Here is a 26232-nt window from a genome sequence, read left to right as displayed (position 1 = left end):
CATACTGCTGAGTTCCGTCTCAGCCGGCGCCCGGAGGCCTCGGACACCGTGCCGGAGCCAGCGAGACCTTCGGCCGCAGTGTCCATGACGCTGCCGTGCCGAAGCGACCCCTGATTCACGCAGGTCACTGTTTCGGTGCGGCAGCTCCCACCGACAGAGGAATCCACCCCGTGTTCAGTCTCACCGTCGCCGCCCTGGTCTTCGGCGTCGTCTTCCTGGCCGAGCTGCCCGACAAGACGGCCCTGGCCGGCCTGATGCTCGGCACCCGCTACCGCGCCTCCTACGTCTTCGCCGGCGTCGCGGCGGCCTTCCTCGTCCACGTGTCCCTCGCCATCGCGGCCGGCAGCGTGCTCACCCTCCTGCCCCACCGGCTCGTCCAGGCCGTGGTCGGCGTGCTCTTCCTAGCGGGTGCGGCGATGCTGCTGCTGAAGAAGGACGACGACGAGGAGGAGATCAGGAAGCCCGCCGACCAGTCCTTCTGGAAGGTCTCCGGGGCCGGCTTCATGCTGATCCTGGTCGCCGAGTTCGGCGACCTCACCCAGATCATGACCGCCAACCTCGCCGCACGCTACGACGACCCCGTCTCCGTCGGCCTGGGCGCCGTGCTGGCCCTGTGGTCGGTGGCGGCCCTGGGCATCCTGGGCGGCAAGACGCTGATGCGGTACGTGCCGCTGAAGCTGATCACGAAGGTGGCGGCGCTGGTGATGCTGGCGCTGGCCGGCTTCAGCCTGTACGAGGCCGTCGCGGGCTGACGGGTGCCCGCCGGGAGCGGCCGGCGGCGATGGGGGATGATCCGTTCATGCCCCATCTCGCCCTGGTGACCCTCGTCGTGCGCGACTACGACGAGGCCATCGCCTTCTACGTGAACGCCGTCGGCTTCGAGCTCCGCGAGGACACCCCGCTGGGCGACGGGAAGCGCTGGGTCGTGGTCGCCCCGCCGGGAGCGCGCGAGTCGGCGATCCTGCTGGCCCGCGCCGCGGACGCCGCGCAGGAGGCCCGCGTGGGCGACCAGACCGGCGGCCGGGTGGGGCTGTTCCTGCACACGGACGACTTCGCGCGCGACCACGCCCGCATGCGGACCGCGGGCGTCACCTTCCTCGAGCCGCCCCGCCACGAGCCCTACGGCACGGTCGCCGTCTTCCAGGACCTGTACGGCAACCGCTGGGACCTCCTCGAGCCGCGCTGACTCCCCCGCCCCACCGGTCAACTGGCGCCCTGTCAGGAACATATGATGATCAACCGGCTGGGCTTCCTGCCGGGAACACCGGACAGGACCGTCCCAGCGGTGCGAGAGCAGACGGGCCGGCGAAAGCCGGAGCAGGGAGGGTGCACATGGAACAGCGCGAATCGACGGGCGGCCGTTCCCTACTGGCCGCGATCGCGGCCCTGGCGGGAGTGGTGACGGCGACGGGCGCGGTCGTCCTGCACGAACGCACCGGCCCCAGTGGCGTGCTCACCGCCCTGTCGGTGGTCCTCTTCGCCGTCACCGGCGCCCTCTGGCAGCTCCAGCGCAGGCGCGCCGCGACGGCCCGCTCCTGAAGCCGCCGGCACGCCCTTAGCGAGCACGGAAGGGCCCCTTCGCCACGCCGGCGAGGGGGCCTTCCCGCTAGGCTCGCCCCCGGGAGTACTCGTCGGACGGCCCGAGCGGAGCCTCTATGACCACACCCCGGGACTTGACGATCATCGCCATGGACGCGGCGCCCGGTCGCGACGTGGAGCAAGGCGATCTGTCACTCGCGCTCGCGGGAGCGGAGCTGATCGACCTCCTGGCCGCCGGGACCGTCACCCTGGACGACGACCGGATCGTGCCCGGCACCCGGACGACCGTGGCCGACCCCGTGCTGGAGCAGGCCGCACAGTCGCTGACCCGGGAAGCGCCGTACGAACCGGTCGGCGACTGGCTGTGGCGCAGGGGCCGCGACCTGGCCTCCGCCTATCTGGCCGCCCTCGAGGCGGAAGGGCAGCTCACGCGCCGCCGCAGCGGCTGGATGCCCTTCCGGACCGACCGGACGGTGCCGGCCGATTCGCTGGATCACCGCCTGGCGGAGGACCGCCTGGCCGCGAACGAGCCCGTCCTCACCGCCCTCGCCACGGCCCTCGGCATCCGCGACGAGGACGGCAAGGACGACCAGGACACCGAACAGCCTCCGGACGTGGCCGACGAGGCGGTGGAGACCGTCCTCGCCGCGGTCAACGACGCGCTCATGGAACTGGAGGCCGTGCGGCAACGGCGAGCCATCGAGAAGTCGGCCTTCGACAACGTCTGGCGAGGCGACTGACAACACCCGCCACGCGCGGATGTCACCCATGAACGCCGAAGGCCCCCAGCCATGATCGACTGGGGGCCTTCGTACGGGTGGGCACAGACGGATTTGAACCGCCGACATCCGCTTTGTAAGAGCGGCGCTCTACCGCTGAGCTATGCGCCCTGGCACGACAGCACAGACTACATGGCCTGCCCCAGGTCCCGGCAAACCGGAAAGCAAACCGGAAAGCAGGGCCACCCGGGTACGGGGGCTAGCACCACCCCGGAAGCGGTAGCAGGCGGGATCCCGGGGGCGGTGCGGGCGCGCATAGGCTCGCCGCGCAGGCAGGCACTGCCCGCGCCACCAGCCGAAACGGAGATCGTCATGCTTCCCCGCGCCCGCCGCGCCGTTCGTCTGTCCGCCCTCGCCGGCGGGGTCCTGGCCGCCGCCGTCGCCCTCACCGGATGCGCCACGGTCGACGCCGACGATGCGACGCCCGAGCACAAGGCGTTCTCCCTCGCCGGCCGCGAGCTGACCGTGGACACGGACAACTCCGCCATCGAGCTCGTACCGGCCACCGGAAACGGCAAGGACGTCCAGGTCACCCGGTGGTTCGACGGCTGGTCGATGGGCGGCGAGACCGGGGTGAGCTGGGAGATGGAGGGCGGCGACACCCTGAAGCTGCGCATGAAGTGCAAGGGCCTGAGCGTGGACTGCGAGGCCAAGCACAGGATCGAGGTGCCGCGCGGCGTCGCCGTGACCGTCAAGGGAAGCAACGGGGCCGTCAAGGCCCGCGGCTTCGAGACGGCCCTCAACGTCCGCACCTCCAACGGCGCCATCGACATCCGCGACGCCAAGGGCACGGTGGAGCTGAGGAGTTCCAACGGGGCGGTCACCGCCGAGGGCCTGCGGGCGCCGAAGGTGAAGGCCACCACCTCGAACGGCGAGATCCGCATCGGGCTGGCCCGGGTGCCCGACGAGGTGCGCACCAGCGCCGGCAACGGCGCCACCCGCATCACCCTCCCCCGCGCCCCCTACAAGGTCGACACCAAGTCCGGCAACGGCGGCGTGAACGTGGACGTCCCCCGCGACGACGCCAGCCGCCACGAGGTGACCGCGCGCAGCGGCAACGGCGCCATCGAGGTGCGCACCGCGGGCTGACCGGCCCGTGTGTCCGCCCCCGGTGGATGGGAGAATGGCACCCGGCCTGGGGCGATCCATCGGGAGTGGGCAAGGTGACGGCGACGTTCGCACGTACGGTGACAGTTGCGGCCCGCGAGGCCCTCGCGCTCGTCCTGCTGCCCCTGCCCCTTCTGGCCGTCGCGGCGGCCGCCGCGCCCGCCGCGTTCCCCGGGGGCGGCACCCGCCGCTGGGGCTGGGGGCGCGGCGAGAGCCAGCGGGCGGAGGCGCAGGCCGCCAAGGACGCGGCCGCGGCGGCGTTCTACGAGCTGGACACCGCGCAGCGCGATCTGCGGATCTCCATCGAGACGATCACGGCCGCCGACTCCTCGCCCGCCGCGCGCAAGGCGGCCGCCGACTTCGAGGAGCTCGGGCGGCGCATAGACGAGGTCTCCGCGACGTACATCGGCGCCGTCGACTCCCTCGACCTGGACCGCGACGGCCTCGAGGCCGCGGCCGCGCAGCGGGCCCGTACGGACCTGACCCGGGCCAGGGACGAGCTCCGGCGGGTCAAGGCCGACCTCGACCGGTTCGCGCAGGGCCTGGGCGCGCTGCTGACCCGGGCCGAGAACCAGCTGGCACAGCTCGCGCCCGCCGTGGAGCGGGCCCGGCAGGGGCTGCGAGCGGCCGGCGAGGCGCTGGACGCGGCCCGGGCGGGCGGGCTGCGCGCCGACGACCTGGCCGCCCGCCTCGCCGCCCTGGCCCCCGACCTGACCAAGCTCAACCAGGGCGCCGGGCAGCACGGCGTGCGGGAGACCGTCCAGCGCGCCGAGCGGGTGCAGCGGGAGGCCGAGGCGATCCGCGGCGAGGCCGAGCAGCTGCCGCAGCGGGCCGCGGAGATCGACAAGCGGCTCGTCTCGCTGCGCACCCGCGCCCAGGCGCTGGCCACCCGGGCGGCGGGCGTGGCCCCGGTCCTCAGCGAGCTGCGCCGCCGCTACAGCGCCGCCTGCTGGCAGGACCTGCAGCAGGTGCCGCAGGAGGCGGAGCGGGCCGTCGCCCGGGCGGAGGAGAAGCTGGGCGAGGCCCGTACGGCCCGCGACGAGCAGCGCTGGGCGGACGCCACGGCCCTCCTGGCCACCGTGCGGGCGCTGCTCAACACCACCGACGAGGCCGTCTCGGCGGCCGGCGACCGGCTGCGGCGGCTGGACGAGGTGTCGTTCGACCACGAGAAGGAGGTCGAGCGCACCCGCTTCGCCATCCGCGACGCCCAGCGCCTGGCGATGGCCGGGCGCAGCACGCCCGATCCCCGGCATGCCCGCCCGCTCGACGACTCGGTGGCCCGCCTGGAGCGGGCGGTCGGCGCCCTGGAGGGGCGTCATCCGGACTGGTGGCACTTCCTGACGGAGACCGAGGCGGTCCGGCGGGCCGTCGCGGACGTCGTGCGCGAGATCCGCGAGGAGCGCGGCGGCGCCGCGCGCTGAGGGCCCCGGGCGATCGGCTCAGCCGGTCCTGCGTGCCAGCGTCAGGCCGTCGGCGACGGTGAGCATGACCGACTCCATTCGCCGGTCCGCCGCCACGTGCTCGTTGAACGCCCTGATGTGGGCGCCCGGGCCGCCGGTGACGGCCGGGTCGACGACCTGGCCCATGAAGAGGACGTTGTCCGCCACGATCAGTCCGCCCGGCCGCAGCCGGGGCACGATCTCCTCCCAGTAGTCGATGTAGCCGTCCTTGTTGGCGTCGATGAAGGCGAGATCGATGTGCGGCTCGGCGGGCAGGGCGCGCAGCGAGTCCAGGGCGGGCGCGATGCGCAGGTCGATGCGGTCGTCGACGCCGGCCTCGGCCCAGGCCTCGCGGGCGTGGGCCGTCCACTCCTCGGAGATGTCGAGGGTGATCAGCCGTCCGCCGGCGGGCAGCGCCCGGGCCATGGACAGCGCCGACAGGCCGGTGTAGGTGCCGACCTCCACGACCTGCCGGGCGCCGGTGAGGCGGACGAGGAAGGCCAGCAGCGGTGCCTGCTCCTCGGCCACCTGCTTGAGCGCACTGTCGGGGAAGAGGGTGTGGGTGGACTCGACCAGGGCGCGCTGCACCGGGTCGAGCGGGGGGTTGTGCGCGAGTACGTACGCATACAGCTCGGTGGTGAGCGGAGCGCTCTTGGTCTCGGCCACGCGGTCTCCTCGGTCGGGTCAGTACCCCATGCGGCTGACGATCGACGAGATTACGGGCCCCGGGCGCCGGTTTACGAGACCCCCGCCGCGACCCCCGCCGCGCGGGCGAAGGCCCGGACGATCTCCTCCCCCGCCGCCACCCCGCGCGTGGTGAGCGCGGTGACGTGCGGCGCGCTCCAGCCCGCGTCCGCCAGCTCGCCGTGGCCCGGGCGCCAGCCCCGGCCCGCGGCCAGCAGCAGGTCGGCGTCCAGCAGCGAGTCGCCGGCGGCGAGCACCTCGTCGGCGCCCGTGCGGCGCGCCACCTCCGCGACCGCCGCGCTCTTCGTCAGCGGCCCGGGCACGGCGTAGAGCTTGCGGCCCTGCAGGGAGACCGTCCAGCCGCGTTCCCCGGCCCACTCCGTCAGCTCCGTCACCCACGCCTCGGGCAGCAGCGGCCGGTCGACGACGAGGTAGGAGAAGAGGTCCGCCGCCGTGCGCGCCTTGAGCAGCCACCGGGGGTCGGCGGTATCCACCATGCGGGCGTGGACCTCGTCGAGGCCGGCGCACTCGGCGGCCAGCGTGCGCCGCACCCGCTCCCGCCAGCCGGTGTCGGGCTCGCCGCGCACGAGCAGTTCGCCACCGTTGGCGCAGATGGCGAATTCGGGCGCGGGCCCGGGCAGCCGGATGCGGTCGTACTGCTCGCGGGTGCGGGTGGTGGTGGGGACGAACGTCACCGCGCCGGCCAGTTCGGCGAGCGCGGCGGCCGCGTCCTCCGTCATGTAGGAGAGCGGCTTCTGCTCGTAGGTCTCCACGCACAGCAGGCGGGGCGCCTGGGCGTCCGGCATGGACAGGGCCAGCGCGGCGGTGGAGTAGATCAGGGTGCGGTCGAGGTCGCTGGCGACCAGGACGCGGGAGGCCGTGGTCACTTGGCGGCCACCGCCTTGCCGTCGGTGCCGGTGGCACCGCGGGTGTAGCGCGGGTGGATCAGGCCGACGCAGCTGTAGGGCAGGCCGTCCACCTCCTCGACGGGGACGCCGCGCTGCTCGGCGAGCAGGCGGACGTGGTCCAGGTCGGCGCCGGAGCCGCGCCGGGCGAGGATCTTCCAGGGGACGCGGCGCAGCAGGACGCGCGTGGTCTCCCCCACGCCGGGCTTGACGAGGTTGACGTCGTCGATGCCGTACTCCGCGCTGATGCGCTCGACGGCCGCCCAGCCGGCCCAGGTGGGGGTGCGGTCGGCGGCGGCGAGCTCCTTCACCTCGCGGGCGACGGCCTCCTCGACGTCGCCGAAGCGCGCCGAGACGGTGTCGAGGAAGGCGCGGGAGACGTCGGCGCCGGCCAGCTCCCGGTAGAACTTCGCGCCGTGGAAGTCGTGCGGGCCGACGAGGTCGGCACGCAGGACCGTGCGCGAGATCAGGCCGGAGACGGTGGAGTTCAGGCAGGCGGAGGGGATGAGGAAGTCGTCCCGGGTGCCGTACGTGTCCACGCAGTGGCCGGGATCGGCGAGGACCGCGAGGCGCGGGTCGAACCCGGCGGGCGCGCCGGCGTCCTCGAGGGCCTGGGCCAGCTCGCGGGTGATGGCGCCCTTGCCGGTCCAGCCGTCGACGAAGACGACGTCGGCCGGGTCGTGGTGGGCGGCGATCCAGCGCAGGGCGTTGGGGTCGATGCCGCGGCCGCGCACGATGGACACGGCGTAGTGCGGCAGGTCCAGGCCGTGTGCGTGCCGCGCCCAGCGGCGCATCAGCACGCCGACGGGCGTCCCGGCGCGGGCGAGCGAGACCAGGACCGGGCGGGGCGAGCGCTCGGCGAGCACGGTCTCGGTGACCACGCCCACCGCACGCGCCATGCGGGCCGCCGATGCCTCGAGGGCGGAGTGGTACGCGGCCTGGTAGCGCTCGCTGGGCTGGTACTCGACCGGCAGCGACTCGGCGTAGTGGGCGCCGCCGCTCTGGATCGCCTCCTCCCGCTCCTCGGTGGGCGCCTCGAGGTCCACGGCCGACAGGTCCTGCAGCAGCCAGCCGACCTCCTCGGGGGCGTAGGAGGAGAAGGCGGGGCCGCGCAGCGGTCCGCCTCCGGCACGGTGGGAGGGGATCACGGCGAGCAGCACCTTTCGGGCGTGCGCGGCCAGCTGGTCCAGCAGACCGCCGGGAGCGTGCAGTTCGGGGGTGTCGGCGGCGGAGTCGGTCACCACGACGACGGCGTCGAAGCCGGCGCCGGCGACGTTGTACGCGTAGCGCTCGCCGGGGCCGTCCGCCGGGGCGTCGTGGGCCGGGAAGACGAGGCGCGAGCGGATCGCGTAGCCGGGGTCGTCGACGGGGAGGACGGGTGAGCGGGTGGTGGTGGAGAAACGCACCTCTGCGAACTCGCGCTCCAGCGCCTGAGCGAGGCGCAGGGGCGCGTACATCAGCTCTTCGGTGCCGAGGACGAGGACGCGGCGCGGGGGCGTGCCCACAACCGCGGCCAGCTGGGCGGCCATGCGCGGCAGTGCGGCCTCGAGCCTCGCACGGTGCTCCGGCGTGAAGCCGTGCCGTCCGCCGTCCGGCAGGCCGGCGGGCCATTCCAGCTCAACCCGCTGGGCGGCACGGGTGGGCACCGGCGCACCCGCAGACGGCGACGGCGACGGTGCCGTACGCACCAGCTCCGCGCCCCGCTCCAGCACGCCCGCCGGCAGGCGCACCGTGCCGGAGGCCAGGGCGACGAGGTCGACCCGCGCGCCGAGTTCGGCCGCGAAGTCGTCCAGCCGCGCCCGGTCGTCCGCCGACCGCATGTCGACCAGCGCCACCACCACGTACCGCTCCCGCGGGAACCGCGCGTGCAGCGCCGCGATCGTGTTCAGCACCGTGCGCCCCGTCGAGAACTCGTCGTCGACGAGGACGAGCGGGCCGTCGCCGGCGAAGAAGTCCGGATCCTGTGGCAGCAGCAGGTGCGAGGTGGCGTGGCTGTGCTCCTCCTCGAAGCCGCCGACGGGCGAAATCCCCGGCACGGGCCGCCGGGTGGAGTGCAGGTACGGCGCCAGGCCGACGCCGTCCGCCACGGCGTGGCCCAGGCCCGTGGCCGTCTCGGCGTAGCCCAGGACGACGGCCCGCGCGGCCTCCGCGTCGCCCAGCAGGGCCCGCACCTGCCGGCCGAGGCCGGCCCCGGCCTCGTACACCGCCGCCGGAGAGGCGGGCACGTGCTTGCCCAGCACGTTGGACACCAGCAGATGCGCCCGCTTGGGATTGCGCCGCAGGGCCAGGCCCAGCAGTTCCGGCAGGCGGGCGTCGCCCTCGAGAGCGATGTCCAGCCGGTCCGCGACCCACTGCCCCGACCACACCACGCGTGAATTCTCCTCGTTCGTTATGTCGCTGCTCGTTCCGTCGCTCATACGTCCTGAAGCCCCGCCGCCAGCAGCTCGACGAAGCTGACGTCCTCGCGTGCGACGCCGAAGACCTCGGCGCGCCGCATGGTGCGCTCGGCCCAGGCGCGGTGCGGTTTCACTTCGTTCATCTTGTTCGTGTAGGCGGAGCGCAGTACTCCACCACCGTCGAGTTCCGGCCGCAGGATGTCCTGGGCGTCGCTGAACTCCTCGTGGCTGACGACGGAGAGCGCGTGCACGGGGGCGACGTGCGAGGGGTGGATGCAGGTCTTGCCCTGCAGGCCGTTGGCGCGGTCGAGCTGGATCTCGCGCAGCAGGCCGTCCATGTCGTGCTCGATGAGCGCGGTGCGCAGGGCCTCCGCGGGGCCGGCGAAGGGGCTGCGGCGCAGCTGGGGCTTGAACATCCGCTCGGGCTGGGGGAAGTACTCCCAGACCGGGCCGCTGATCGTGAAGCCGCTGCCGTCGGCGCGGCCCAGGACGTTGACGACGTCGGCGATGACGGAGGCGACGAGCTTCACGTCGTAGGCGGTCATGTCGGGCGCCCGGCGCAGTCCGTACGCCGAGCAGAAGTCGGTCACGCCGAGCCGCAGCGCGAGCACCCGGTCGCGGTACTTGTCGACGGCGCGGGCGATGCCGGTCAGGGTCTCGGTGCGGGTCTCCAGGTGCAGGAGCTCCGGGGACTCGAGGACGGGCATGGCGAACAGCCGTCGGCCGCCGTCGGCTTCGGCGTCGGCCAGCGCCTCGAGGAAGGGCAGGCCGCGTTCCTCGGTGAACTTGGGCAGGACGAATCCGGACAGCAGCCGCCCGGCGGGGCCCAGGCGCCGCACGAGGTCGGTGATCTGGGCGGGTTCGCGGACCCGGACGAACAGCAGCGGCAGGTCGTCCCCGGCGGCGGCCAGCTCCGTGAACTGCCGGACGAGATTCTCCTCGGCGCCCGCGACGTCCGCGTCGCCGATGGAGTCCTCGAGGCACAGCACCATGGAGACCACCCCGCGCCGTGCCTGCTTGTGTATGTCCCGGGCGAGCGTGAGGCGGGTGCCGGGGCTGTAGAGCGTGGCACCGAGGGCGACGGCGAGCGTGGGGGCGGGGGAGTCGGCGGTGAACTCGCCCGGCTCCCTATGGAACAACCCATTCCGCACCGCAGACGCAAGGTGCCCGAAATGCCTCATCGCTCTCCCCGGATGCCGCGGCCTGGACGCCTTCCCACCGGGCCGGCCGGCACGAAGTGTGGCCGATTATCGTACGTCCGGGGGAGGGTCAAGAGTTCCCCAAAGACGTGAAAAACTCATGACGACCGTGAATCCGTCCGGTAAGCGGAGGGCGGCCGGGACCCCCTGCGTTGTCCGCCGGCCGCACGAGGGGGCAGGATTGCGGACATGACGCACGCCATGCTGAAGGGGTCGAACATCCCGCTGGACGCCCCGACCGTACGGGCCGTACTGCGCTGGACCCCCGGCCCGGGGATCCCGGACGTGGACGCCTCCGCCCTCCTGATCGGCGACGCCGGCCGCGTGCGCTCGGACGAGGACTTCGTCTTCTACAACCAGCCCCGGCACCCCTCCGGCCTGGTCCGGCACCTGCCCAAGAAGCGGCTGGTCGAGGGGGCCACGGACTCGCTCGAGGCCGACCTGTCGGCACTGGAGCCCTCCGTGGCCCGCGTCGTGCTGGCCGCCTCGGCCGACGGCGGCTCCTTCGGGCAGGTCAGGGACCTGTGCGTGCTGCTGTACGACGCCGCGCGGACCGCGGCCGGGACCACGGACGTCGCCCCCCTCGCCCGCTTCGACGTCACCGCGGAGACCGGCGACGAGACGGCCATGCTCTGCGGCGAGCTCTACCGGCGCGGCGACGGCTGGAAGTTCCGCGCGCTCGGCCAGGGCTACGCCTCCGGCCTGGTCGGGCTGGCCACGGAGTTCGGGATCTCGGTGGACGAGTCGGAGGAGGGCGGCGCCCCGGGAGCCTCCGCACCGGCGTCCGGCACCCCCTCAGCCATCCCGGAGCCCGCGCCCGAGCCGCAGCCCGAGGCCGCTCCCCCGGCGCCCGCGTCCGCGCCCGGCTACGCCTACCCGCCGCCGCCCCCGGCGCCGCCCACGATCCCGCCGCAGCCGTCGTACGGCTACCCGCCGCAGTACCCGCCGGCCCCGGCGCCCCAGACGGCACCGGCGTCCCAGGCCGCCCAGCCGTCGTACGGCTACCCCCAGCACGGGACGCCCCAGCCCTCCTACGGCTACCCGCCGCAGCGGCCCGTGCCCGACCCGGCCTTCCGGCTGCCCCCGCAGGGTCCGCAGTTCCAGTCCGACCGCTGAGCCCGGCGGCGACACCGGCCCGCACCGCCGGCCGGGCGTCAGCGGCTCAGACCTTGGTCTTGTAGCCGCGGCCCCACTGCAGCCCCCAGCCGTAGAGCCGGTCGAGCTCGGACTGGAAGCCGTAGACGTACTTCATCTCCCGCCGCACGAGGATCTCGCCCTTGATGTTCTCGATCAGCACCACGGCGCACGACCGCGCCTCGGGGGCGCGCTCGTGCAGCGCGACCTCGAGCCGGGGGCCGTTTCCGGGGTAGAGCGTCACCATGGCGTGCGTACGGTCGAACGCCGGGGTGCCGTCGTAGATGTAGACGAAGATCAGCAACCGCTTGAAGTCGTCGCGGTGGTCCATGTTGATGTAGATCGTCTCGCCCGACCCGGACCCGAACCGGTCGTCGCCGCTGAGCTGAACATACGGCGGCGAGTTGACGCTGCCCAGTATGTTCCCGAGCGGCTGGACTACGCCCTTGGACCCGTCCTGCAGCTCGTACATACAGGCGAGGTCCAGGTCGACGTCGACCATGGCCGGCCCCTGCGCCTGCACCACCTGGGGCGTGAACTTGCGCAGCGGGTGCCGCAGCGCGGACAGGTCGAAGCCGCCGGAGGGCCGCTCGCCGAAGTCCGAGGTGCGCATCCGCCAGGACAGGTTGACCCGCAGATTCCCGGTGGCCGCACCCTGCTTGGTCAGCGAGAACGTGGGATGCCGCCTGGTCAGCTCGACCGAGCCGTTGGCACCGCCGGAATCGAATTGGCGCGCGGCGGCGCTTCCCCAGTTGCCGAAGAGCTTCTCCCATACCGACATTGCCGAAAACCCCCACATGAGCAGCACACATGCCACGGGGCGGCCGTGAGGATGATCCTCGCGACCGCCCCGGTGAGAGCGTTCCTCAAATGTGCCGGGGTCACACCCCGGAGGAGACCTCGGCCTTCGCGCCGGAGCCGTCGCCCGGGCCCGCCTCCTTGCGGTTGCGCACCACGGAGGACCAGAACGACAGACCGATCAGCACGACACCGATCAGGCCGGTGACGACCTCGCTGATCTCGTACTTGATGGTGATCAGCAGGATGACGGCCAGCGCGCCGATGGCGTAGTGCGCGCCGTGCTCGAGGTAGACGTAGTCGTCCAGGGTGCCCTTGCGGACGAGGAAGACCGTCAGCGAGCGGATGTACATCGCGCCGATGCCCAGGCCCAGCGCCATGATGAAGATGTCGTTGGTGATGGCGAAGGCACCGATGACGCCGTCGAAGGAGAAGGACGCGTCGATGACCTCGAGGTAGAGGAACAGGAAGAACGCGGCCTTGCCGGCCAGGCCGACGACCGTGCCGTTGCCGCTCTTGGCGGACGCCTTCTCGGCCTCCTCCTCGGCCTCTTCCTCCTCGTGCTCCAGGCGGTCCTCGAAGTAGCCGGAGATGCCGCCGACGATCAGGTAGGTCACCAGGCCGCCGATGCCGGCCAGCAGGACCGTGGCGGCCTTGTCGATCGTGCCCTCGCCGCCGTGGACGGGGACGGCCGTGGCGAGCGTGGTGGCGACGACGAGGAGGACGACCAGGGAGACGACCGTGGAGAGCGTCTCGAGCTTGCCCAGCCGGGCCAGCGGCTTCTCCAGCCACTCCAGCCACTTGATGTCCCGGTCCTCGAAGATGAAGTCCAGGAAGATCATCAGCAGGAACATCCCGCCGAAGGCGGCGATGGCCGGGTGGGCGGCGGTGACCAGTTCCTCGTAGCGGTCCTTGTTGTTGATCGCCAGGTCGACGGCCTCGATCGGGCCCAGCTTCGCGGTGATCGCGACGATGACCACCGGGAAGACCAGCCGCATGCCGAAGACGGCGATGAGGATGCCGACCGTCAGGAAGATCCGCTGCCAGAAGGCGTTCATCTTGCGCAGGACGCCCGCGTTGATGACCGCATTGTCGAACGAGAGCGAAATCTCCAGGACGGAGAGGATCGCGACGATCGCCAGCCCCTGCCACCCCCAGAGAACGCCGGCCAAGGCCAGTCCGGCCGCCGTGACGGCGAACGACCAACCAAAGGTTTTCAGGAGCACTGGCTACCCAATCCTTCGCTGTTCGGGACTGCCGCGCGGACGCGGCTTTACGAAACGTTGACCCCGAAGTCTAGGGCGATGCCCCGCAGACCCGACGCGTACCCCTGTCCGACCGCCCTGAACTTCCACTCGCCGCCGTACCGGTAGACCTCGCCGAAGATCATCGCGGTCTCACTGGAGGCGTCCTCGCTCAGGTCGTAGCGGGCCAGCTCACTGCCGTCGGCCTGGTTGACCACGCGGATGTAGGCGTTGCTGACCTGGCCGAAGCTCTGCCCGCGCACATCGGCCTCATGGATGGAGACCGGAAAGACGATCTTGTCGCACACGGCGGGCACCTTGGCGAGGTCCACCAGGATCGACTCGTCGTCGCCGTCCCCTTCGCCGGTGAGATTGTCACCCGTGTGTTCGACGGAGCCCTCGGGGCTCTTGAGGTTGTTGTAGAAGACGAAGTACTCGTCCCCCAGCACCCGGCCCGCGGCGCACAGCAGCGCGCTGGCGTCGAGGTCGAAGGGGGCTCCCGTCGTGGAGCGCGCGTCCCAGCCGAGGCCCACGGTCACATTGGTGAGGTTCGGCGCGGCTTTGGAGAGGGAGACATTGCCTCCCTTGGCGAGCGTGACACCCATGATCTTGCTTCCTCCCCGAGTTCAGACGATTCGCCCGTGCGCGTCCGGCGCCGCACTCCCCGAGGGGTGTGCGGCGCCGGACGAACAGCTCGCGTGCGACGGTCGGACGCTTGGGACCGCCGGACGGGACCGTCAGACGTTGACGCCGAAGTCCTGCGCGATGCCGCGCAGGCCCGAGGCGTAGCCCTGGCCGATGGCGCGGAACTTCCACTCGGCGCCGTTGCGGTACAGCTCGCCGAAGACCATGGCGGTCTCGGTCGAGGCGTCCTCGCTGAGGTCGTAACGGGCCAGCTCGGCGTTGTCGGCCTGGTTCACGACGCGGATGTAGGCGTTGCGGACCTGGCCGAAGCTCTGCTGGCGGGACTCGGCCTCGTAGATCGAGACCGGGAACACGATCTTGTGGACGTCCGCCGGGACACCGGCCAGGTTGACCTTGATGACCTCGTCGTCGCCCTCGCCCTCACCGGTGAGGTTGTCACCCTGGTGCTCGACGGAGCCGTCGGGGCTCTTGAGGTTGTTGAAGAAGACGAAGTTCTGGTCGTTGGCGACCTTCCCCTGGTCGTTCGTCAGCAGGGCGCTGGCGTCCAGGTCGAAGTCCGTACCGGTGGTGGTACGGGCGTCCCAGCCGAGACCGACGACGACCGCGGTCAGGTTCGGGGCCGCCTTGGTCAGCGAGACGTTGCCGCCCTTGCTGAGACTGACTCCCACGAGTCCTCCATTGGTTCGAGGGGCCAGGCCGGACCCGTGCCCCCGGTTGTGCGATGGCATCCGATCAACGTTTTGATCCTAGTGACCGGTTCCCACCGATTACAGGCTCTTGCGCGAAGGACGTCCGCGGCGCCCGCCGGGGTTGCGCACCCCGGGCGCCCCGGGAGTCGCTCAGAGGGCGGCCAGCGCCTTGGTGTACTCGTTCAGGTCACGCGCGTCGGGCAGTCCGTTGACGATCGTCCAGCGGACGACGCCCTCCTTGTCGATGATGAAGGTGCCGCGCAGCGCGCAGCCCTTGCCCTCGTCGAAGACGCCGTAGGCGCGGCTGGCCTCGCCGTGCGGCCAGAAGTCGGAGAGCAGCGGGTACTCCAGGCCCTCCTGCTCGGCGAAGACGCGCAGGGAGAACGGGGAGTCGTTGGAGACGGCCAGCAGCTGCACGTCGTCGTTGGCGAAGTGCGGCAGCTCGTCGCGCAGGGCGCACAGCTCGCCGGTGCACACGCCGGTGAAGGCGAAGGGGTAGAAGAGCAGGACGACGTTCTTCTCGCCGCGGAAGTCCGAGAGCCGTACGGTCTCGCCGTGCTGGTTCTTCAGCTCGAAGTCCGGAGCCTTGTCGCCTACGGCGATTGCCATGGTCGCTTCCCTCTCTCGACGGGAGCCGGCGCCCGGGGGCGCGTACGGCCCCGCCCGCCGGCGCGGGTAGGCGCCCAGTGTGTCACTGCGCCCCCCACGGAATGCACCGCGCCCCCCGGCAGCGGGCTGCGGGGGGCGCGGAGGCGGTTTTCGGCTGCGGCTCGGGCGCCGCCGTCGGTCAGCGCTTCGGAGCGACCATGCGGGTGCCGGTCCAGTCCTTGGCCACGCTGATGCTCTTGGTCTGGCTCAGCCCTGCGGTCTGCGACGCCTCGTTGATGTCGCTCGGCTCGATGTAGCCGTCGCGGCCGGTCTTCGGGGTCATCAGCCAGATGTCCCCGCCGTCCTCGAGACAACCGATGGCGTCCACCAGCGCGTCCGTCAGGTCGCCGTCGTCGTCGCGGAACCAGAGCACCACGGCGTCGGCCACGTCGTCGTACTCCTCGTCGACGAGGTCCTGGCCGGTGATCTCCTCAATGGCCTCGCGGAGCTCCTGATCGACATCGTCGTCGTAGCCGATCTCCTGGACCACCTGTCCGGGCTGGAAACCCAGCCTGGCGGCAGGGTTGGTCCGCTCCTCCGCGTGGCCCGCGGTCGCGCTCACGGATTGCCTCCTGTCATCTTTCGAGAAATGTTCTTGTGGTCCCCGCGTGCGCGGGGCATTGGGCGTAGTCCACACGTGCCGGACCGATCGCGCAAGTACCCGGCCATCGGGCCCGCCGAAACGTTGACGGACGCGGACGTCTCATGGCAACTCCAACCATCAGGCAGCAGGCCCGAGTGATTCACGCCACAGCGTTCCGCCGGGTTTGCGAAGTTACTCCGTGCGATTACGGGAACCGGGCCCGAACGGCCGTACGCGAGGGACCCCCTATGGGGGCGTAAGGTTGCGATTTGGCCGCCCCCAACGGCCTACCTTCGACGCTTCGTCTCGAGAGTGGTGGTTACCGCTCAGTAGAGATGACGTTTCCGCCGCCGCGGTCCACGATGGGAGCCGGCGCGACATAACAGCAGAGAAGTAATTGACCCGCGTGCGCAGCATGACCCGCGTGCAGAGCACGACACGCCCCGAACAGCGAAGGAACAGCGTGGCTTCCGGATCCGATCGCAACCCGATCATCATTGGCGGCCTTCCCAGCCAGGTCCCGGACTTCGATCCCGAAGAGACCCAGGAATGGCTCGACTCGCTCGACGCAGCCGTCGATGAGCGAGGCCGGGAACGTGCCCGCTACCTCATGCTTCGCCTGATCGAGCGGGCTCGCGAGAAGCGCGTGGCCGTGCCCGAGATGCGCAGCACGGACTACGTCAACACCATCGCGACCAAGGACGAGCCGTTCTTCCCCGGCAACGAGGAGATCGAGCGCAAGATCCTGAACGCGACCCGGTGGAACGCGGCCGTCATGGTCTCGCGCGCGCAGCGCCCGGGCATCGGCGTGGGCGGCCACATCGCCACCTTCGCCTCCTCCGCCTCCCTGTACGACGTGGGCTTCAACCACTTCTTCCGGGGCAAGGACGAGGGTGACGGCGGCGACCAGATCTTCTTCCAGGGCCACGCCTCGCCGGGCGTCTACGCCCGCGCCTTCCTGCTGGACCGACTGTCCGAGCAGCAGCTGGACGCCTTCCGCCAGGAGAAGTCCAAGGCGCCCTACGGCCTGTCCAGCTACCCGCACCCGCGCCTGATGCCGGACTTCTGGGAGTTCCCGACCGTCTCGATGGGCCTCGGCCCCCTCGGCGCGATCTACCAGGCCCGCATGAACCGCTACATGGAGGCGCGCGGCATCGCCGACACCTCCAAGTCCCACGTTTGGGCGTTCCTGGGCGACGGCGAGATGGACGAGCCGGAGTCGCTCGGCCAGCTGTCCCTGGCCGCTCGCGAGGGCCTGGACAACCTGACCTTCGTGGTCAACTGCAACCTGCAGCGCCTCGACGGCCCGGTCCGCGGCAACGGCAAGATCATGCAGGAGCTGGAGTCGCAGTTCCGCGGCGCCGGCTGGAACGTGATCAAGCTGGTGTGGGACCGCTCCTGGGACCCGCTGCTGGCCCAGGACCGCGACGGCATCCTGGTCAACAAGCTCAACAGCACCCCCGACGGCCAGTTCCAGACGTACGCCACCGAGACCGGTTCGTACATCCGTGAGCACTTCTTCGGCGACGACCAGCGTCTGCGGAAGATGGTCGAGAACATGACCGACGACCAGATCCTGCACCTGGGCCGTGGCGGTCACGACCACAAGAAGATCTTCGCGGCCTACGCGGCGGCCAAGGCCCACAAGGGCCAGCCGACCGTGATCCTGGCCCAGACGGTCAAGGGCTGGACGCTCGGCCCGAACTTCGAGGGCCGCAACGCGACCCACCAGATGAAGAAGCTCACGGTCGAGGACCTCAAGCGCTTCCGCGACCGTCTGCACATCCCGATCGCGGACAAGGAGCTGGAGTCCGGCCTGCCGCCGTACTACCACCCGGGCAAGGACTCGGAGGAGCTCCAGTACATGCACGACCGGCGCAAGGCGCTGGGCGGCTACGTACCGACCCGTGTGGACCGCTCCAAGCCGCTCGTCCTTCCGGGCGACAAGGCCTACGCGCCCACCAAGAAGGGCTCCGGCCAGCAGTCGATCGCCACCACCATGGCCTTCGTCCGCCTGCTGAAGGACCTCATGCGGGACAAGGAGATCGGCAAGCGCTTCGTGCCGATCGCCCCCGACGAGTACCGCACCTTCGGCATGGACTCGCTGTTCCCGTCGGCGAAGATCTACAACCCGCTGGGCCAGCAGTACGAGGCCGTGGACCGCGAGCTGCTGCTGGCGTACAAGGAGTCCCCGACCGGCCAGATGCTGCACGACGGCATCTCCGAGGCGGGCTGCACCGCCTCGCTGATCGCCGCCGGCTCCGCCTACGCCACGCACGGCGAGCCGCTGATCCCGATCTACGTCTTCTACTCGATGTTCGGGTTCCAGCGCACCGGCGACCAGTTCTGGCAGATGGCCGACCAGCTGGCCCGCGGCTTCGTCCTCGGCGCCACCGCCGGCCGCACCACCCTGACCGGTGAGGGCCTGCAGCACGCCGACGGCCACTCGCACCTGCTGGCCTCGACCAACCCCGGCGTCGTCGCGTACGACCCGGCGTTCGGCTTCGAGATCGCGCACATCGTCCAGGACGGTCTGCGCCGCATGTACGGCGAGAACGCGGAAGACATCTTCTACTACCTCACCGTCTACAACGAGCCGATCCAGCACCCGGCCGAGCCGGAGAACGTGGACGCCGAGGGCATCCTCAAGGGTCTGTACCGCTTCAAGCAGGGCGAGGCGGGCGCCATCCCGGCGCAGATCCTGGCCTCCGGCGTGGCCGTGCCGTGGGCGATCGAGGCCCAGCGCATCCTCGCCGAGGAGTGGAACGTCAAGGCGGACGTCTGGTCGGCGACCTCCTGGAACGAGCTGCGCCGCGACGCCATCGCGGTGGAGGAGCACAACCTGCTCCACCCCGAGGAGGAGCAGCGCGTCCCGTACGTGACGAGCAAGCTCGCCGGCGCCGAGGGCCCGAAGGTGGCCGTGTCCGACTGGATGCGGGCGGTTCCGGACCAGATCTCGCGCTGGGTGCCCGGCACGTACCAGTCGCTCGGTGCGGACGGCTTCGGCTTCGCGGACACCCGTGGTGCCGCCCGTCGCTTCTTCCACATCGACGCGCAGTCGGTCGTCCTGGCGGTGCTCACCGAGCTCGCCAAGGAAGGCAAGATCGACCGCTCGGCCCTGAAGCAGGCCATCGACCGCTACCAGCTCCTGGACGTGGCCGCGGCCGACCCGGGTGCCGCGGGCGGCGACGCGTAACCTCATAAAAAACCCTGCCCCCGACCGGCCTCGCCGGTCGGGGGCAGGGTTTTTTCAGCGCTCCCACACCTTGTACGCCCGCACGACGTACGGAGACTCCGGCACCCAGCTCCCCGACGGATACGTATCGAACTCCCCCGTCTCACCACACGTCGCGCTCTGATACGTCGTAACAGGGCGCCCCGTCCGGTTGACCAGCGACGCCGCCGTCACCCCAGCCGGCAGCGCCACACAGCTCTCGATGTCGATCCCGGCCAGCTCACTGGCATGGCGCTGCCCCCGGAATTCCGTCTTCGGCCAGAGGCACAGCTGCCCGGCACTGCACGTTCCGCCCGGCTTCGCGCTCGCGGCCGGTGCCGCCGCCAGGCCGAGCGCGGCGGCGACGACGGTCAGGGCCACGAAGCGGATGCGCGTACGCATAAGGGTTCCTCCCCCTGTCAGTTGTCCGAACGCGGTGTCCGAACGCGAAGGAGTCTTCCGAGCGGTGATCACCGCTGCCAAGAGCGCCGGGCAGGCCATGCCCTGATAGGGGAAGACGACCGGCGGCAGGGGTGGTACCGAGGTACCGCCCCCGCCGTACGGCCTCAGATGTGCGCCGCGCCGGACGCGGCTTCCGCGTTCTCGCCCCGCTTGGTGAGGAACGCGACGAGCGCCGCGAACACCGCCACGCAACCTGCGACGGTGAAGGCAACGTTCATTCCTGCCACGAAAGTGTCATGCGCGGCGGCCGAAATCCGCGCCGCGGCCTCCGGCGGCGTGCCCGGCGGCACCGGCGCCACGCCGACCTGGACGGCGTCGGCGGCCCGGGACAGCTGCTCGGGCGTGGCCGGCGGCAGCCCGGCGTCCGCCCACTTCTCCGGCAGCAGGCGGTCCACCCGGGTGGCGACGACGGCGCCCAGCACGGCCGTGCCGAGCGAGCCGCCGACCTGCATGGCGGCCTGCTGGAGGCCGCCGGCCACGCCGGCGTGCTCCAGCGGGGCGTTGCCGACGATGACGTCCGTGGCCCCGACCATGACCGGGGACAGGCCGAGGCCGAGCAGCGCGAACCACACGGACATCGTGGCCGTGCCGGTGCCGGGCTCGAGCGTGGACATCCCGAAGCAGGCCACGGCGGTGCAGAGCATGCCGACGACCAGCGGGATGCGCGGTCCGGCCTTGGTGATGACGGCGCCCGCCGCGGGCGCGGCCACGATCATCATTCCGGTGAGCGGCAGCAGGTGCAGGCCGCTGTCGACCGGGGTCATGCCGTGCACGTTCTGGAGATAGAAGGTGACGAAGAAGACGCCGCCCATGAAGGCGAACGCCATCAGCAGCATCAGGACCGTGCCGGCGGACAGGGGCACGGACCGGAAGAGGCCGAGCGGCAGGAGCGGTTCGCGCGACCTGAGCTCCCAGATGGTGAAGAGGACGAAGCAGACCAGGGAGACGCCGAGGAAGCCGAGCGTCCGGGTATCCCCCCACGACCAGTCGGTGGCCTTGATCAGTGCCCAGATCAGGCAGAACATCGCGCCGGACAGCAGCAGGATGCCCAGGACGTCGAAGGACTTGGGCGACCGCGCGGCGCGGTTCTCCTTGAGGATGACCGCGCCGAGGGCGAGCGCGGCGGCGCCGACCGGCACGTTGATGAAGAAGACCGACTGCCAGTTGACGTGTTCGACGAGCAGGCCGCCGACGATCGGGCCGCCGGCCGTGGAGGCGCCGATGACCATGCCCCACAGGCCGATGGCCATGTTGAGCCGCTCGGCCGGGAAGGTGGCGCGCAGCAGCGCGAGCGCGGCCGGCATCAGCAGCGCGCCGCACAGGCCCTGCAGCACGCGGAAGGCAACGACCGCCGACACGCTGCCGGACAGGGCGATGAGTCCGGAGGACAGGGCGAATCCGGTGGTACCGATGAGGAAGATCAGGCGGTGGCCGAAGCGGTCACCGAGCTTGCCGGCGGTGATCAGGGCGACGGCGAGGGCGAGGAGATAGGCGTTGGTGATCCACTGGACGTCGGCGAGCGAGGCGCCCAGGTCCTTCTGGATGGCGGGATTGGCGATGGCGACGATCGTGCCGTCCAGCGCGACCATCATCACGCCGATCGCGACGGATATGAGGGTCAGCCAGGGGTGGCCCCGCAGCCCTTTGCCGCTGGGCCCGAGGTCCGGCGTCGCCTCGGCGACGGTGGTCCGAGTCATGCCGACGAGATTATGTCAGCCACTGCCACTTGACCATCGATTTCAACCGTCACGATCTGTCAGTTCGGCCACAGCTATCCTGAGCAGCGGAAACACAGCGAGAAGAGGCGATCATGCACGCGATCGAGGATGCCCCCGGGCTGCGTGAGCGCAAGAAGCGGCGGACCCGGGACGCGCTCATCCGGTCGGCCCTGGAGCTGTTCTCCCTCAAGGGCTACGAGGGCACGACCGTCGACGAGATCGCCGCCGCCGCGGACGTCTCGCAGCGCACCTTCTTCCGCTACTTCACCAACAAGGAAGAGGTCGCCCTCTCCGTCCAGCTGATGGCGGAGTCGCGCTTCTTCGCCGCCTTCCTCGAGCGCCCCGCCGCCGAGTCGCCGCTCACCGCGCTGCGCACCGCCGTGCTCGCCTCCTGGGACGGCATCGAGGAGGCCATCGAGGCCGTCGTGCCGCTGGAGCTGCACGTGCGCACGTACGGGATGATCCAGGAGACGCCGCAGCTGCTGGCCGCCCATCTGCGCCGGCTCGCCGAGCTGGAGGACCGGCTGGCGGCGGAGATCGCCCGCCGGGAGGGCCTGCCCCCGCAGGATCCGCGCCCGCGCATCCTGGTCGCCGCGTTCAGCGGGGTGATGCGGGAGACGAGCAAACTGTGGGCCGATGCCGCGGGGGGCGACTTCTCCGAGCTGCGCGGCACCACGGCCGCCTATCTGGACCAGATCGGCCCGGCCTTGGCGGAAAACTGGCGTTCTTGATCGGAAGGCGTACGACTGCGCCCAATTACCGGTGATCCAAACGTGAGATAGCTCACCGACTTCCCGGACGCAAGCGGAATTCTCCTACTGTGGTTCGCGGTGACTGCTTTCCCGGAGCTCGACTCCCCCTCCATTCCCTGGACGAACGCGACCACGGTCTGGCGCGCACTCCTCGCGCTGGCCGTGGTGTTCGTCATGCTCGCCACGACCGGCTGGACCGCCGTGAGAAGCCACAAGGCGGCCGCGGACCCGAGAGCGGCGGCGGCCCGGGAATGGCTGCACGGCTCCATAGGCGGCCGGCCGCTCCCCTCCCTCGGAGCGGACGCCACCACCCTCTCCCGCTTCTTCGGCTCGCTCACCGGCGGCCAGCGCGAGCACCTCGCCGAGCGCTATCCCCTCGTCGTGGGCAACCTCGGCGGCGCCCCCGTGAAGCTGCGCTACCGCGCCAACCGGATCGCGCTCGCCAAGGCCCGTACGACCGAGGAGCGCCGCACCCACGACAGCGCCCTCACCCCCGCCGGCCGCTACGAGGCGGCCCGGCGGATGCACCGCTTCGAGTCGCTGCTCGCCGACGGGCGCCAGGTCCTCGCCTTCGACGCGAGCGGCGCCGGGCGCGTCGCGGAGGTCTTCGGCGACCTCGACCGCGCCGAGCGCGTCTCGGTGGTCGTCCCGGGCGTCGACACCAACGTCCTCACGTTCGAGAAGTCCCAGCGCGCCTACAGCGCCCCCGTGGGCATGGCCCGGTCCCTCTACGCCGCCGAGGGGAAGGCGAGCCCCGGCACCAGGACGGCCGTCATCGCCTGGGCCGACTACACCTCCCCCGTCGGCGTCGGCATGGACGCCGCGACCGGCAAGCTCGCCGCCGAGGGCGCGCTGCGGCTGCGCAAGCTGGTGCGCACGCTGCCCGGCGACTCCGAGGTCTCGCTGTTCTGCCACAGCTACGGCTCGGTGGTGTGCGGGGTCGCCGCCCGCGAGCTGCCCGCCCGCGTCAGCGACGTGGCGGTGGCGGGCAGCCCCGGCATGCGTGCCGAGCGCGTCTCCGACCTGGGCACCAGCGCCCGGATCTGGGCGATGCGCGACCCGGACGACTGGATTCAGGACGTGCCCCACATGGAGGTCGGCGGCCTGGGGCACGGCGCCGACCCGGTCTCCGGGGCCTTCGGGGCGCGCAGGCTGTCGGCCTCCGGGGCCCGCGGCCACACCGGATACTTCGAGCCCGGCACCACCAGCCTCGCCAACTTCGCCGGCATCGGAGTCGGAGCTGCCGGCTCCGTCCGGTGCGCGGGTGACTCCAGTGACTGCACCACCGGTCTGGACCAGGGACGGGTCGTCCCTGCCGCATGACGCGCGTAGCGTCGCGAGGGGGGACGGGCGGACGGGCGCCGCATACGATGAGCGGCATGGGTGATGTGCTGGCCGGTTTCCACACCGTCTGGGAGTTCGACACCGACTCCGTGCTCATCCGCTTCGAACGGGGGATCCGCACACCGAAGCTGCTCCAGGCGCTCGGCGAGCGGCGCATCCCCTACGAGGCGCTCGCGGGCGTCGAGCAGGCCCCGGGAAGGCACGGGACGGTGGTGCTGCGCGCCGTGCCCAGACCCGGCGCCGACCCGCTGGCCGACGCGGCGGACGGCCAGCTCAAGGAGGGCTGCGACCCCTACCGCCTGGTGCTCCCCGCCGAGCACGAGCTGCTCGCGGAGTACTACGCCGAGCGGATACGGGCCGAGCTCGGCCCGGACGCGGACGAGCCGGCCGAGCGCCATCTGGTGGCACCTCCGGTGCCACCGCTGTCCTTCAAGGCCTACGACGGCAAGGCGTCCTTCGACGGCCGCGCCGTCTCCTTCCGCTGGTTCTGGAGCGGCGCCTCCTCCGCCAAGTGGAAGGCGGGCGACCAGCGGTTCGCCGTCGAGGAGCTGACCGGGGTCCACTGGCGCTCCCCCGAGGCCCTCGGCGGACACCTGCGGCTGCTGCGGCGCGGCGCGGACGGCCCCCGGCAGGGCGCCGCGGACCAGGACCCGGCGGCCGTGGTCTTCGGCCGGGGCTACGGCCTCCTCCACGAGTCGCTGCCCTTCGCGGCCGCGGTGCTGGCGGCCGTACGGACCAGGACGCCCGTGCCGCCCTCCGGCGCGGTGCCCGCCGCCCGGCCCGACCCCGGCGGCATCGCCGAGCGCATCCGCCACCTCGGGGAGCTGCACGACGCGGGCCTGCTGACGGACGACGAGTTCAGCGCGAAGAAGGCCGAGCTGCTGGCGGAGCTGTGAAACCCCGGGGTGATACCGGGGTATGACATCCGGGGCGGCACTCCAGGGTGACGTCTTCCCTGGTCGTCCCCCCTACGCTGAGCACGTCATGCCTTCCTCACCGCTCCGCCGTGCACGCGCCGCGCTCGCCCCCGCCGCGCGGCCCGAGCCCCTCCTCGGCCACGCCCGCAGCCGCTTCGTGCGCCGCCTGCCGTACCTCGTCGCGGCGCTGTTCATCGCCATCCTCCTGCCGTCCGGCACCATGGTGCTGGGCGACGAGTACGGGCTGAACTCCGATCTCGCGCTCCTGCTCTGCCTCGTGCAGACCGCGCCGCTGCTGCTCGCCGTGCGCCGCCCGCTGGCGGCCTGGGCGGTGGCCTTCACCGGTCATGTGGCGGGCGCGGCGGCCCTGATCACCGTGCCGGCGGCCAAGGGCTGGGCCTGGCCGTGGACACCCGCGGGCATCGTCGGCATGCTGCTGCTCATGCTGGCCCTCGGCCTGCGCGAGCGGCCCCGCGTCCTGGTCGCGGTCTGGGCGCTGACCGGGGCGGCCGGCATCCTCTTCGACAGCCTCGACCCCGGCCGCAGCAACGGCTCCTGGCCGCTGCCCGTCATCCTCGGCGGCATCCTGCTCGTGGTGACCTCGCTGCTGCGCGAACGCGGCCTGGCCCGGCGGGCGCTGGCCGAGCAGGAGACCATCAGCGAGGCCGAACGCTCCCGCCGCACCCTGCTGGAGGAGCGCGCCCGCATCGCCCGCGAGCTGCACGACGTGGTCGCCCACCACATGTCCGTCATCACCGTGCAGGCCGACAGCGCCCCGTACCGCATCACGGACCTCCCGGACGCGGCCCGCGAGGAGTTCACCACGATCGCCGCCACCGCGCGGGAGTCGCTGACCGAGATGCGCCGCCTGCTGGGCGTGCTGCGCAGCGAGGACGGCACCGGCCCGGCCGGCGGGCCCGAGCGGGCGCCGCAGCCGGGCGTCGAGCGGATCCCGCAGCTGGTGGAGGCGACGGTACGGGCCGGGGTGCCGGTGGAGCTGTCGATGCCGGAGCCGGTGCCCGCCGCGCTGCCGCAGGCCGTGGACCTGTCCGCCTACCGCATCGCCCAGGAGGCCCTGGCCAACGTCGTCCGGCACGCCCCGGGCGCGGCCACCCGGGTGTCGGTCTCCCTCGGCGAGGACCGCCGGAGCCTTACGCTCCTGGTCGTCAACGCCGCCACGGCCGAGCCGGGCGCCGCGCCGCTGGAGACCAGCGGCACGGGCCACGGCCTGGTCGGCATGCGGGAGCGGGTCCGGCTGGTCGGCGGCACGCTCGACACCGGTCCGCTGCCCGACGGCGGCTTCCGGGTGGCGGCCCGGCTCCCGTTCACCACAGAAGAGGAATCCTCCCCCGCATGACCATCAACGTGATCATCGTCGACGACCAGGCCATGGTGCGGGCCGGGTTCGCCGCGCTGCTGGCCGCGCAGAGCGACATCGACGTCGTCGGCGACGCCGCGGACGGGCGGCAGGGCGTGGAGCTGAGCCGGCGCACCCATCCGGACGTGGTGCTGATGGACGTCCGCATGCCGGAGATGGACGGCCTGGAGGCAGCGCGGCGGCTCCTGGACCCTCCTCCGGGGGTGACGCACCGTCCGAAGGTGCTGATGCTGACGACGTTCGACGTCGACGACTACGTCTACGAGGCGCTGCGCGCGGGCGCGTCCGGCTTCCTGCTCAAGGACGCCCCGCCCGCCGACCTGATCTCGGCCGTACGGGTCGTGGCCGCCGGGGAGGCCCTGCTGGCCCCCTCGGTGACGCGCCGTCTGATCGCCGACTTCGCCGCCCGCCCGGCGCCCCGGCGGAACCGGTCGGTGCGGCTCAACGGGCTGACGCCGCGTGAGACGGAGGTCCTGGAGCTGATCGCCCGGGGCCTGTCGAACCAGGAGATCGCGGCCGAGCTGGTGCTGGCGGAGCAGACGGTCAAGACGCACATCGGGCGGGTGCTGGCCAAGCTGAGCCTGCGCGACCGCGCCCAGGCGGTCATCTTCGCCTACGAGTCGGGGCTGGTGACCCCGGGTGAGTGAGCCCGGGGCCC

General features: G+C 71.8%; 25 protein-coding genes and 1 tRNA gene. 13 read left to right on the top strand and 13 right to left on the bottom strand.

What is annotated here, in order from left to right; translation table 11 throughout:
* Positions 1–170 precede the first annotated feature (170 nt).
* The 4 genes from IE295_RS24210 (at position 171) to IE295_RS24195 (ending at position 2279) form a co-directional block, all read left to right on the top strand.
* Positions 171–752 (top strand): TMEM165/GDT1 family protein, encoded by a 582-nt coding sequence (locus IE295_RS24210; RefSeq protein ID WP_190065853.1) that lies wholly within the window; start codon positions 171–173, stop codon positions 750–752.
* A gap of 47 nt (positions 753–799) precedes the next feature.
* Entirely contained in the window at positions 800–1186 is a 387-nt protein-coding gene (locus IE295_RS24205; protein WP_190065852.1) for a VOC family protein, read from the top strand.
* Between the two features lie 146 nt (positions 1187–1332).
* Positions 1333–1539 carry a hypothetical protein gene (locus IE295_RS24200; RefSeq protein ID WP_190065851.1) on the top strand — a complete coding sequence of 69 codons (207 nt, stop codon included), beginning with the start codon at positions 1333–1335 and terminating at the stop codon, positions 1537–1539.
* A 116-nt stretch (positions 1540–1655) separates the two neighbouring features.
* Positions 1656–2279 (top strand): GOLPH3/VPS74 family protein, encoded by a 624-nt coding sequence (locus IE295_RS24195; RefSeq protein ID WP_190065850.1) that lies wholly within the window; start codon positions 1656–1658, stop codon positions 2277–2279.
* Between the two features lie 78 nt (positions 2280–2357).
* Here the strand turns inward: IE295_RS24195 and IE295_RS24190 are convergent.
* Positions 2358–2429, bottom strand: a tRNA-Val gene (locus tag IE295_RS24190).
* 201 nt (positions 2430–2630) lie between these two features.
* Between IE295_RS24190 and IE295_RS24185 the strand changes: the two genes are divergently transcribed.
* Positions 2631–3407 (top strand): DUF4097 family beta strand repeat-containing protein, encoded by a 777-nt coding sequence (locus tag IE295_RS24185; protein WP_190065849.1) that lies wholly within the window; start codon positions 2631–2633, stop codon positions 3405–3407.
* A 26-nt stretch (positions 3408–3433) separates the two neighbouring features.
* Positions 3434–4846, top strand: coding sequence for a coiled-coil domain-containing protein (locus IE295_RS24180; protein ID WP_372478778.1), 1413 nt, complete (start codon positions 3434–3436; stop codon positions 4844–4846).
* 18 nt (positions 4847–4864) lie between these two features.
* Here the strand turns inward: IE295_RS24180 and IE295_RS24175 are convergent, their stop codons facing one another.
* From IE295_RS24175 to IE295_RS24160, 4 genes are all read right to left on the bottom strand, one after another.
* Positions 4865–5530 carry an O-methyltransferase gene (locus tag IE295_RS24175; protein ID WP_190065847.1) on the bottom strand — a complete coding sequence of 222 codons (666 nt, stop codon included), beginning with the start codon at positions 5528–5530 and terminating at the stop codon, positions 4865–4867.
* A 71-nt stretch (positions 5531–5601) separates the two neighbouring features.
* Positions 5602–6354 carry an HAD family hydrolase gene (locus IE295_RS24170; protein WP_263453182.1) on the bottom strand — a complete coding sequence of 251 codons (753 nt, stop codon included), beginning with the start codon at positions 6352–6354 and terminating at the stop codon, positions 5602–5604.
* 77 nt (positions 6355–6431) lie between these two features.
* Positions 6432–8870, bottom strand: a complete 2439-nt coding sequence (locus tag IE295_RS24165; RefSeq protein ID WP_190065846.1) for a phosphoribosyltransferase — start codon at positions 8868–8870, stop codon at positions 6432–6434.
* Positions 8867–10030: an HpcH/HpaI aldolase/citrate lyase family protein gene (locus tag IE295_RS24160; protein ID WP_190065845.1), complete on the bottom strand. Its 1164-nt coding sequence runs from the start codon at positions 10028–10030 to the stop codon at positions 8867–8869. The genes IE295_RS24165 and IE295_RS24160 overlap by 4 nt, the downstream gene beginning before the upstream one ends.
* A 207-nt stretch (positions 10031–10237) precedes the next feature.
* Here IE295_RS24160 and IE295_RS24155 point away from each other — a divergent pair, with 207 nt between their 5' ends.
* Entirely contained in the window at positions 10238–11164 is a 927-nt protein-coding gene (locus tag IE295_RS24155) for a TerD family protein (RefSeq protein WP_190065844.1), read from the top strand.
* A gap of 46 nt (positions 11165–11210) precedes the next feature.
* On the opposite strand, the gene IE295_RS24150 is transcribed toward IE295_RS24155, so the two are convergent.
* The 6 genes from IE295_RS24150 to IE295_RS24125 form a co-directional block, all read right to left on the bottom strand.
* On the bottom strand, positions 11211–11963 hold the full coding sequence (locus IE295_RS24150) for a TerD family protein (RefSeq protein ID WP_190065843.1): 753 nt from the start codon (positions 11961–11963) through the stop codon (positions 11211–11213).
* A gap of 100 nt (positions 11964–12063) precedes the next feature.
* Entirely contained in the window at positions 12064–13206 is a 1143-nt protein-coding gene (locus IE295_RS24145; protein WP_190065842.1) for a DUF475 domain-containing protein, read from the bottom strand.
* A 47-nt stretch (positions 13207–13253) separates the two neighbouring features.
* Positions 13254–13829: a TerD family protein gene (locus tag IE295_RS24140; protein ID WP_190065841.1), complete on the bottom strand. Its 576-nt coding sequence runs from the start codon at positions 13827–13829 to the stop codon at positions 13254–13256.
* Between the two features lie 132 nt (positions 13830–13961).
* Positions 13962–14537, bottom strand: a complete 576-nt coding sequence (locus IE295_RS24135) for a TerD family protein (RefSeq protein WP_190065840.1) — start codon at positions 14535–14537, stop codon at positions 13962–13964.
* A gap of 171 nt (positions 14538–14708) precedes the next feature.
* Positions 14709–15167: a peroxiredoxin gene (locus tag IE295_RS24130; protein ID WP_190065839.1), complete on the bottom strand. Its 459-nt coding sequence runs from the start codon at positions 15165–15167 to the stop codon at positions 14709–14711.
* Positions 15168–15345: 178 nt separating this feature from the next.
* Complete coding sequence (locus IE295_RS24125) at positions 15346–15768, bottom strand: DUF3052 domain-containing protein (protein ID WP_190065838.1); 423 nt, start codon at positions 15766–15768, stop codon at positions 15346–15348.
* Between the two features lie 484 nt (positions 15769–16252).
* Between IE295_RS24125 and aceE the strand changes: the two genes are divergently transcribed.
* Positions 16253–18985 (top strand): pyruvate dehydrogenase (acetyl-transferring), homodimeric type, encoded by a 2733-nt coding sequence (gene aceE / locus IE295_RS24120; protein ID WP_190065837.1) that lies wholly within the window; start codon positions 16253–16255, stop codon positions 18983–18985.
* A gap of 54 nt (positions 18986–19039) precedes the next feature.
* Here the strand turns inward: aceE and IE295_RS24115 are convergent, their stop codons facing one another.
* Positions 19040–19405, bottom strand: coding sequence for a peptidase inhibitor family I36 protein (locus IE295_RS24115; protein WP_190065836.1), 366 nt, complete (start codon positions 19403–19405; stop codon positions 19040–19042).
* A 164-nt stretch (positions 19406–19569) separates the two neighbouring features.
* Entirely contained in the window at positions 19570–21162 is a 1593-nt protein-coding gene (locus tag IE295_RS24110) for a DHA2 family efflux MFS transporter permease subunit (RefSeq protein ID WP_190065835.1), read from the bottom strand.
* 113 nt (positions 21163–21275) lie between these two features.
* Between IE295_RS24110 and IE295_RS24105 the strand changes: the two genes are divergently transcribed.
* The 5 genes from IE295_RS24105 (at position 21276) to IE295_RS24085 (ending at position 26221) form a co-directional block, all read left to right on the top strand.
* Positions 21276–21914, top strand: coding sequence for a TetR/AcrR family transcriptional regulator (locus IE295_RS24105; RefSeq protein WP_190065834.1), 639 nt, complete (start codon positions 21276–21278; stop codon positions 21912–21914).
* A gap of 99 nt (positions 21915–22013) precedes the next feature.
* Positions 22014–23258: an alpha/beta hydrolase gene (locus IE295_RS24100; RefSeq protein WP_224322890.1), complete on the top strand. Its 1245-nt coding sequence runs from the start codon at positions 22014–22016 to the stop codon at positions 23256–23258.
* A 56-nt stretch (positions 23259–23314) separates the two neighbouring features.
* On the top strand, positions 23315–24175 hold the full coding sequence (locus IE295_RS24095; protein ID WP_190065833.1) for a DUF4429 domain-containing protein: 861 nt from the start codon (positions 23315–23317) through the stop codon (positions 24173–24175).
* 88 nt (positions 24176–24263) lie between these two features.
* Positions 24264–25553 carry a sensor histidine kinase gene (locus tag IE295_RS24090; RefSeq protein WP_224322891.1) on the top strand — a complete coding sequence of 430 codons (1290 nt, stop codon included), beginning with the start codon at positions 24264–24266 and terminating at the stop codon, positions 25551–25553.
* Entirely contained in the window at positions 25550–26221 is a 672-nt protein-coding gene (locus IE295_RS24085) for a response regulator (RefSeq protein WP_190065831.1), read from the top strand. The genes IE295_RS24090 and IE295_RS24085 overlap by 4 nt, the downstream gene beginning before the upstream one ends.
* Positions 26222–26232 lie beyond the last annotated feature (11 nt).

This window comes from Streptomyces griseocarneus, from assembly GCF_014655595.1.
Lineage (GTDB): Bacteria > Actinomycetota > Actinomycetes > Streptomycetales > Streptomycetaceae > Streptomyces > Streptomyces griseocarneus.
Note: the sequence above shows the minus strand (reverse complement) of the source record. Positions and strands in the feature narration are given on the sequence as shown.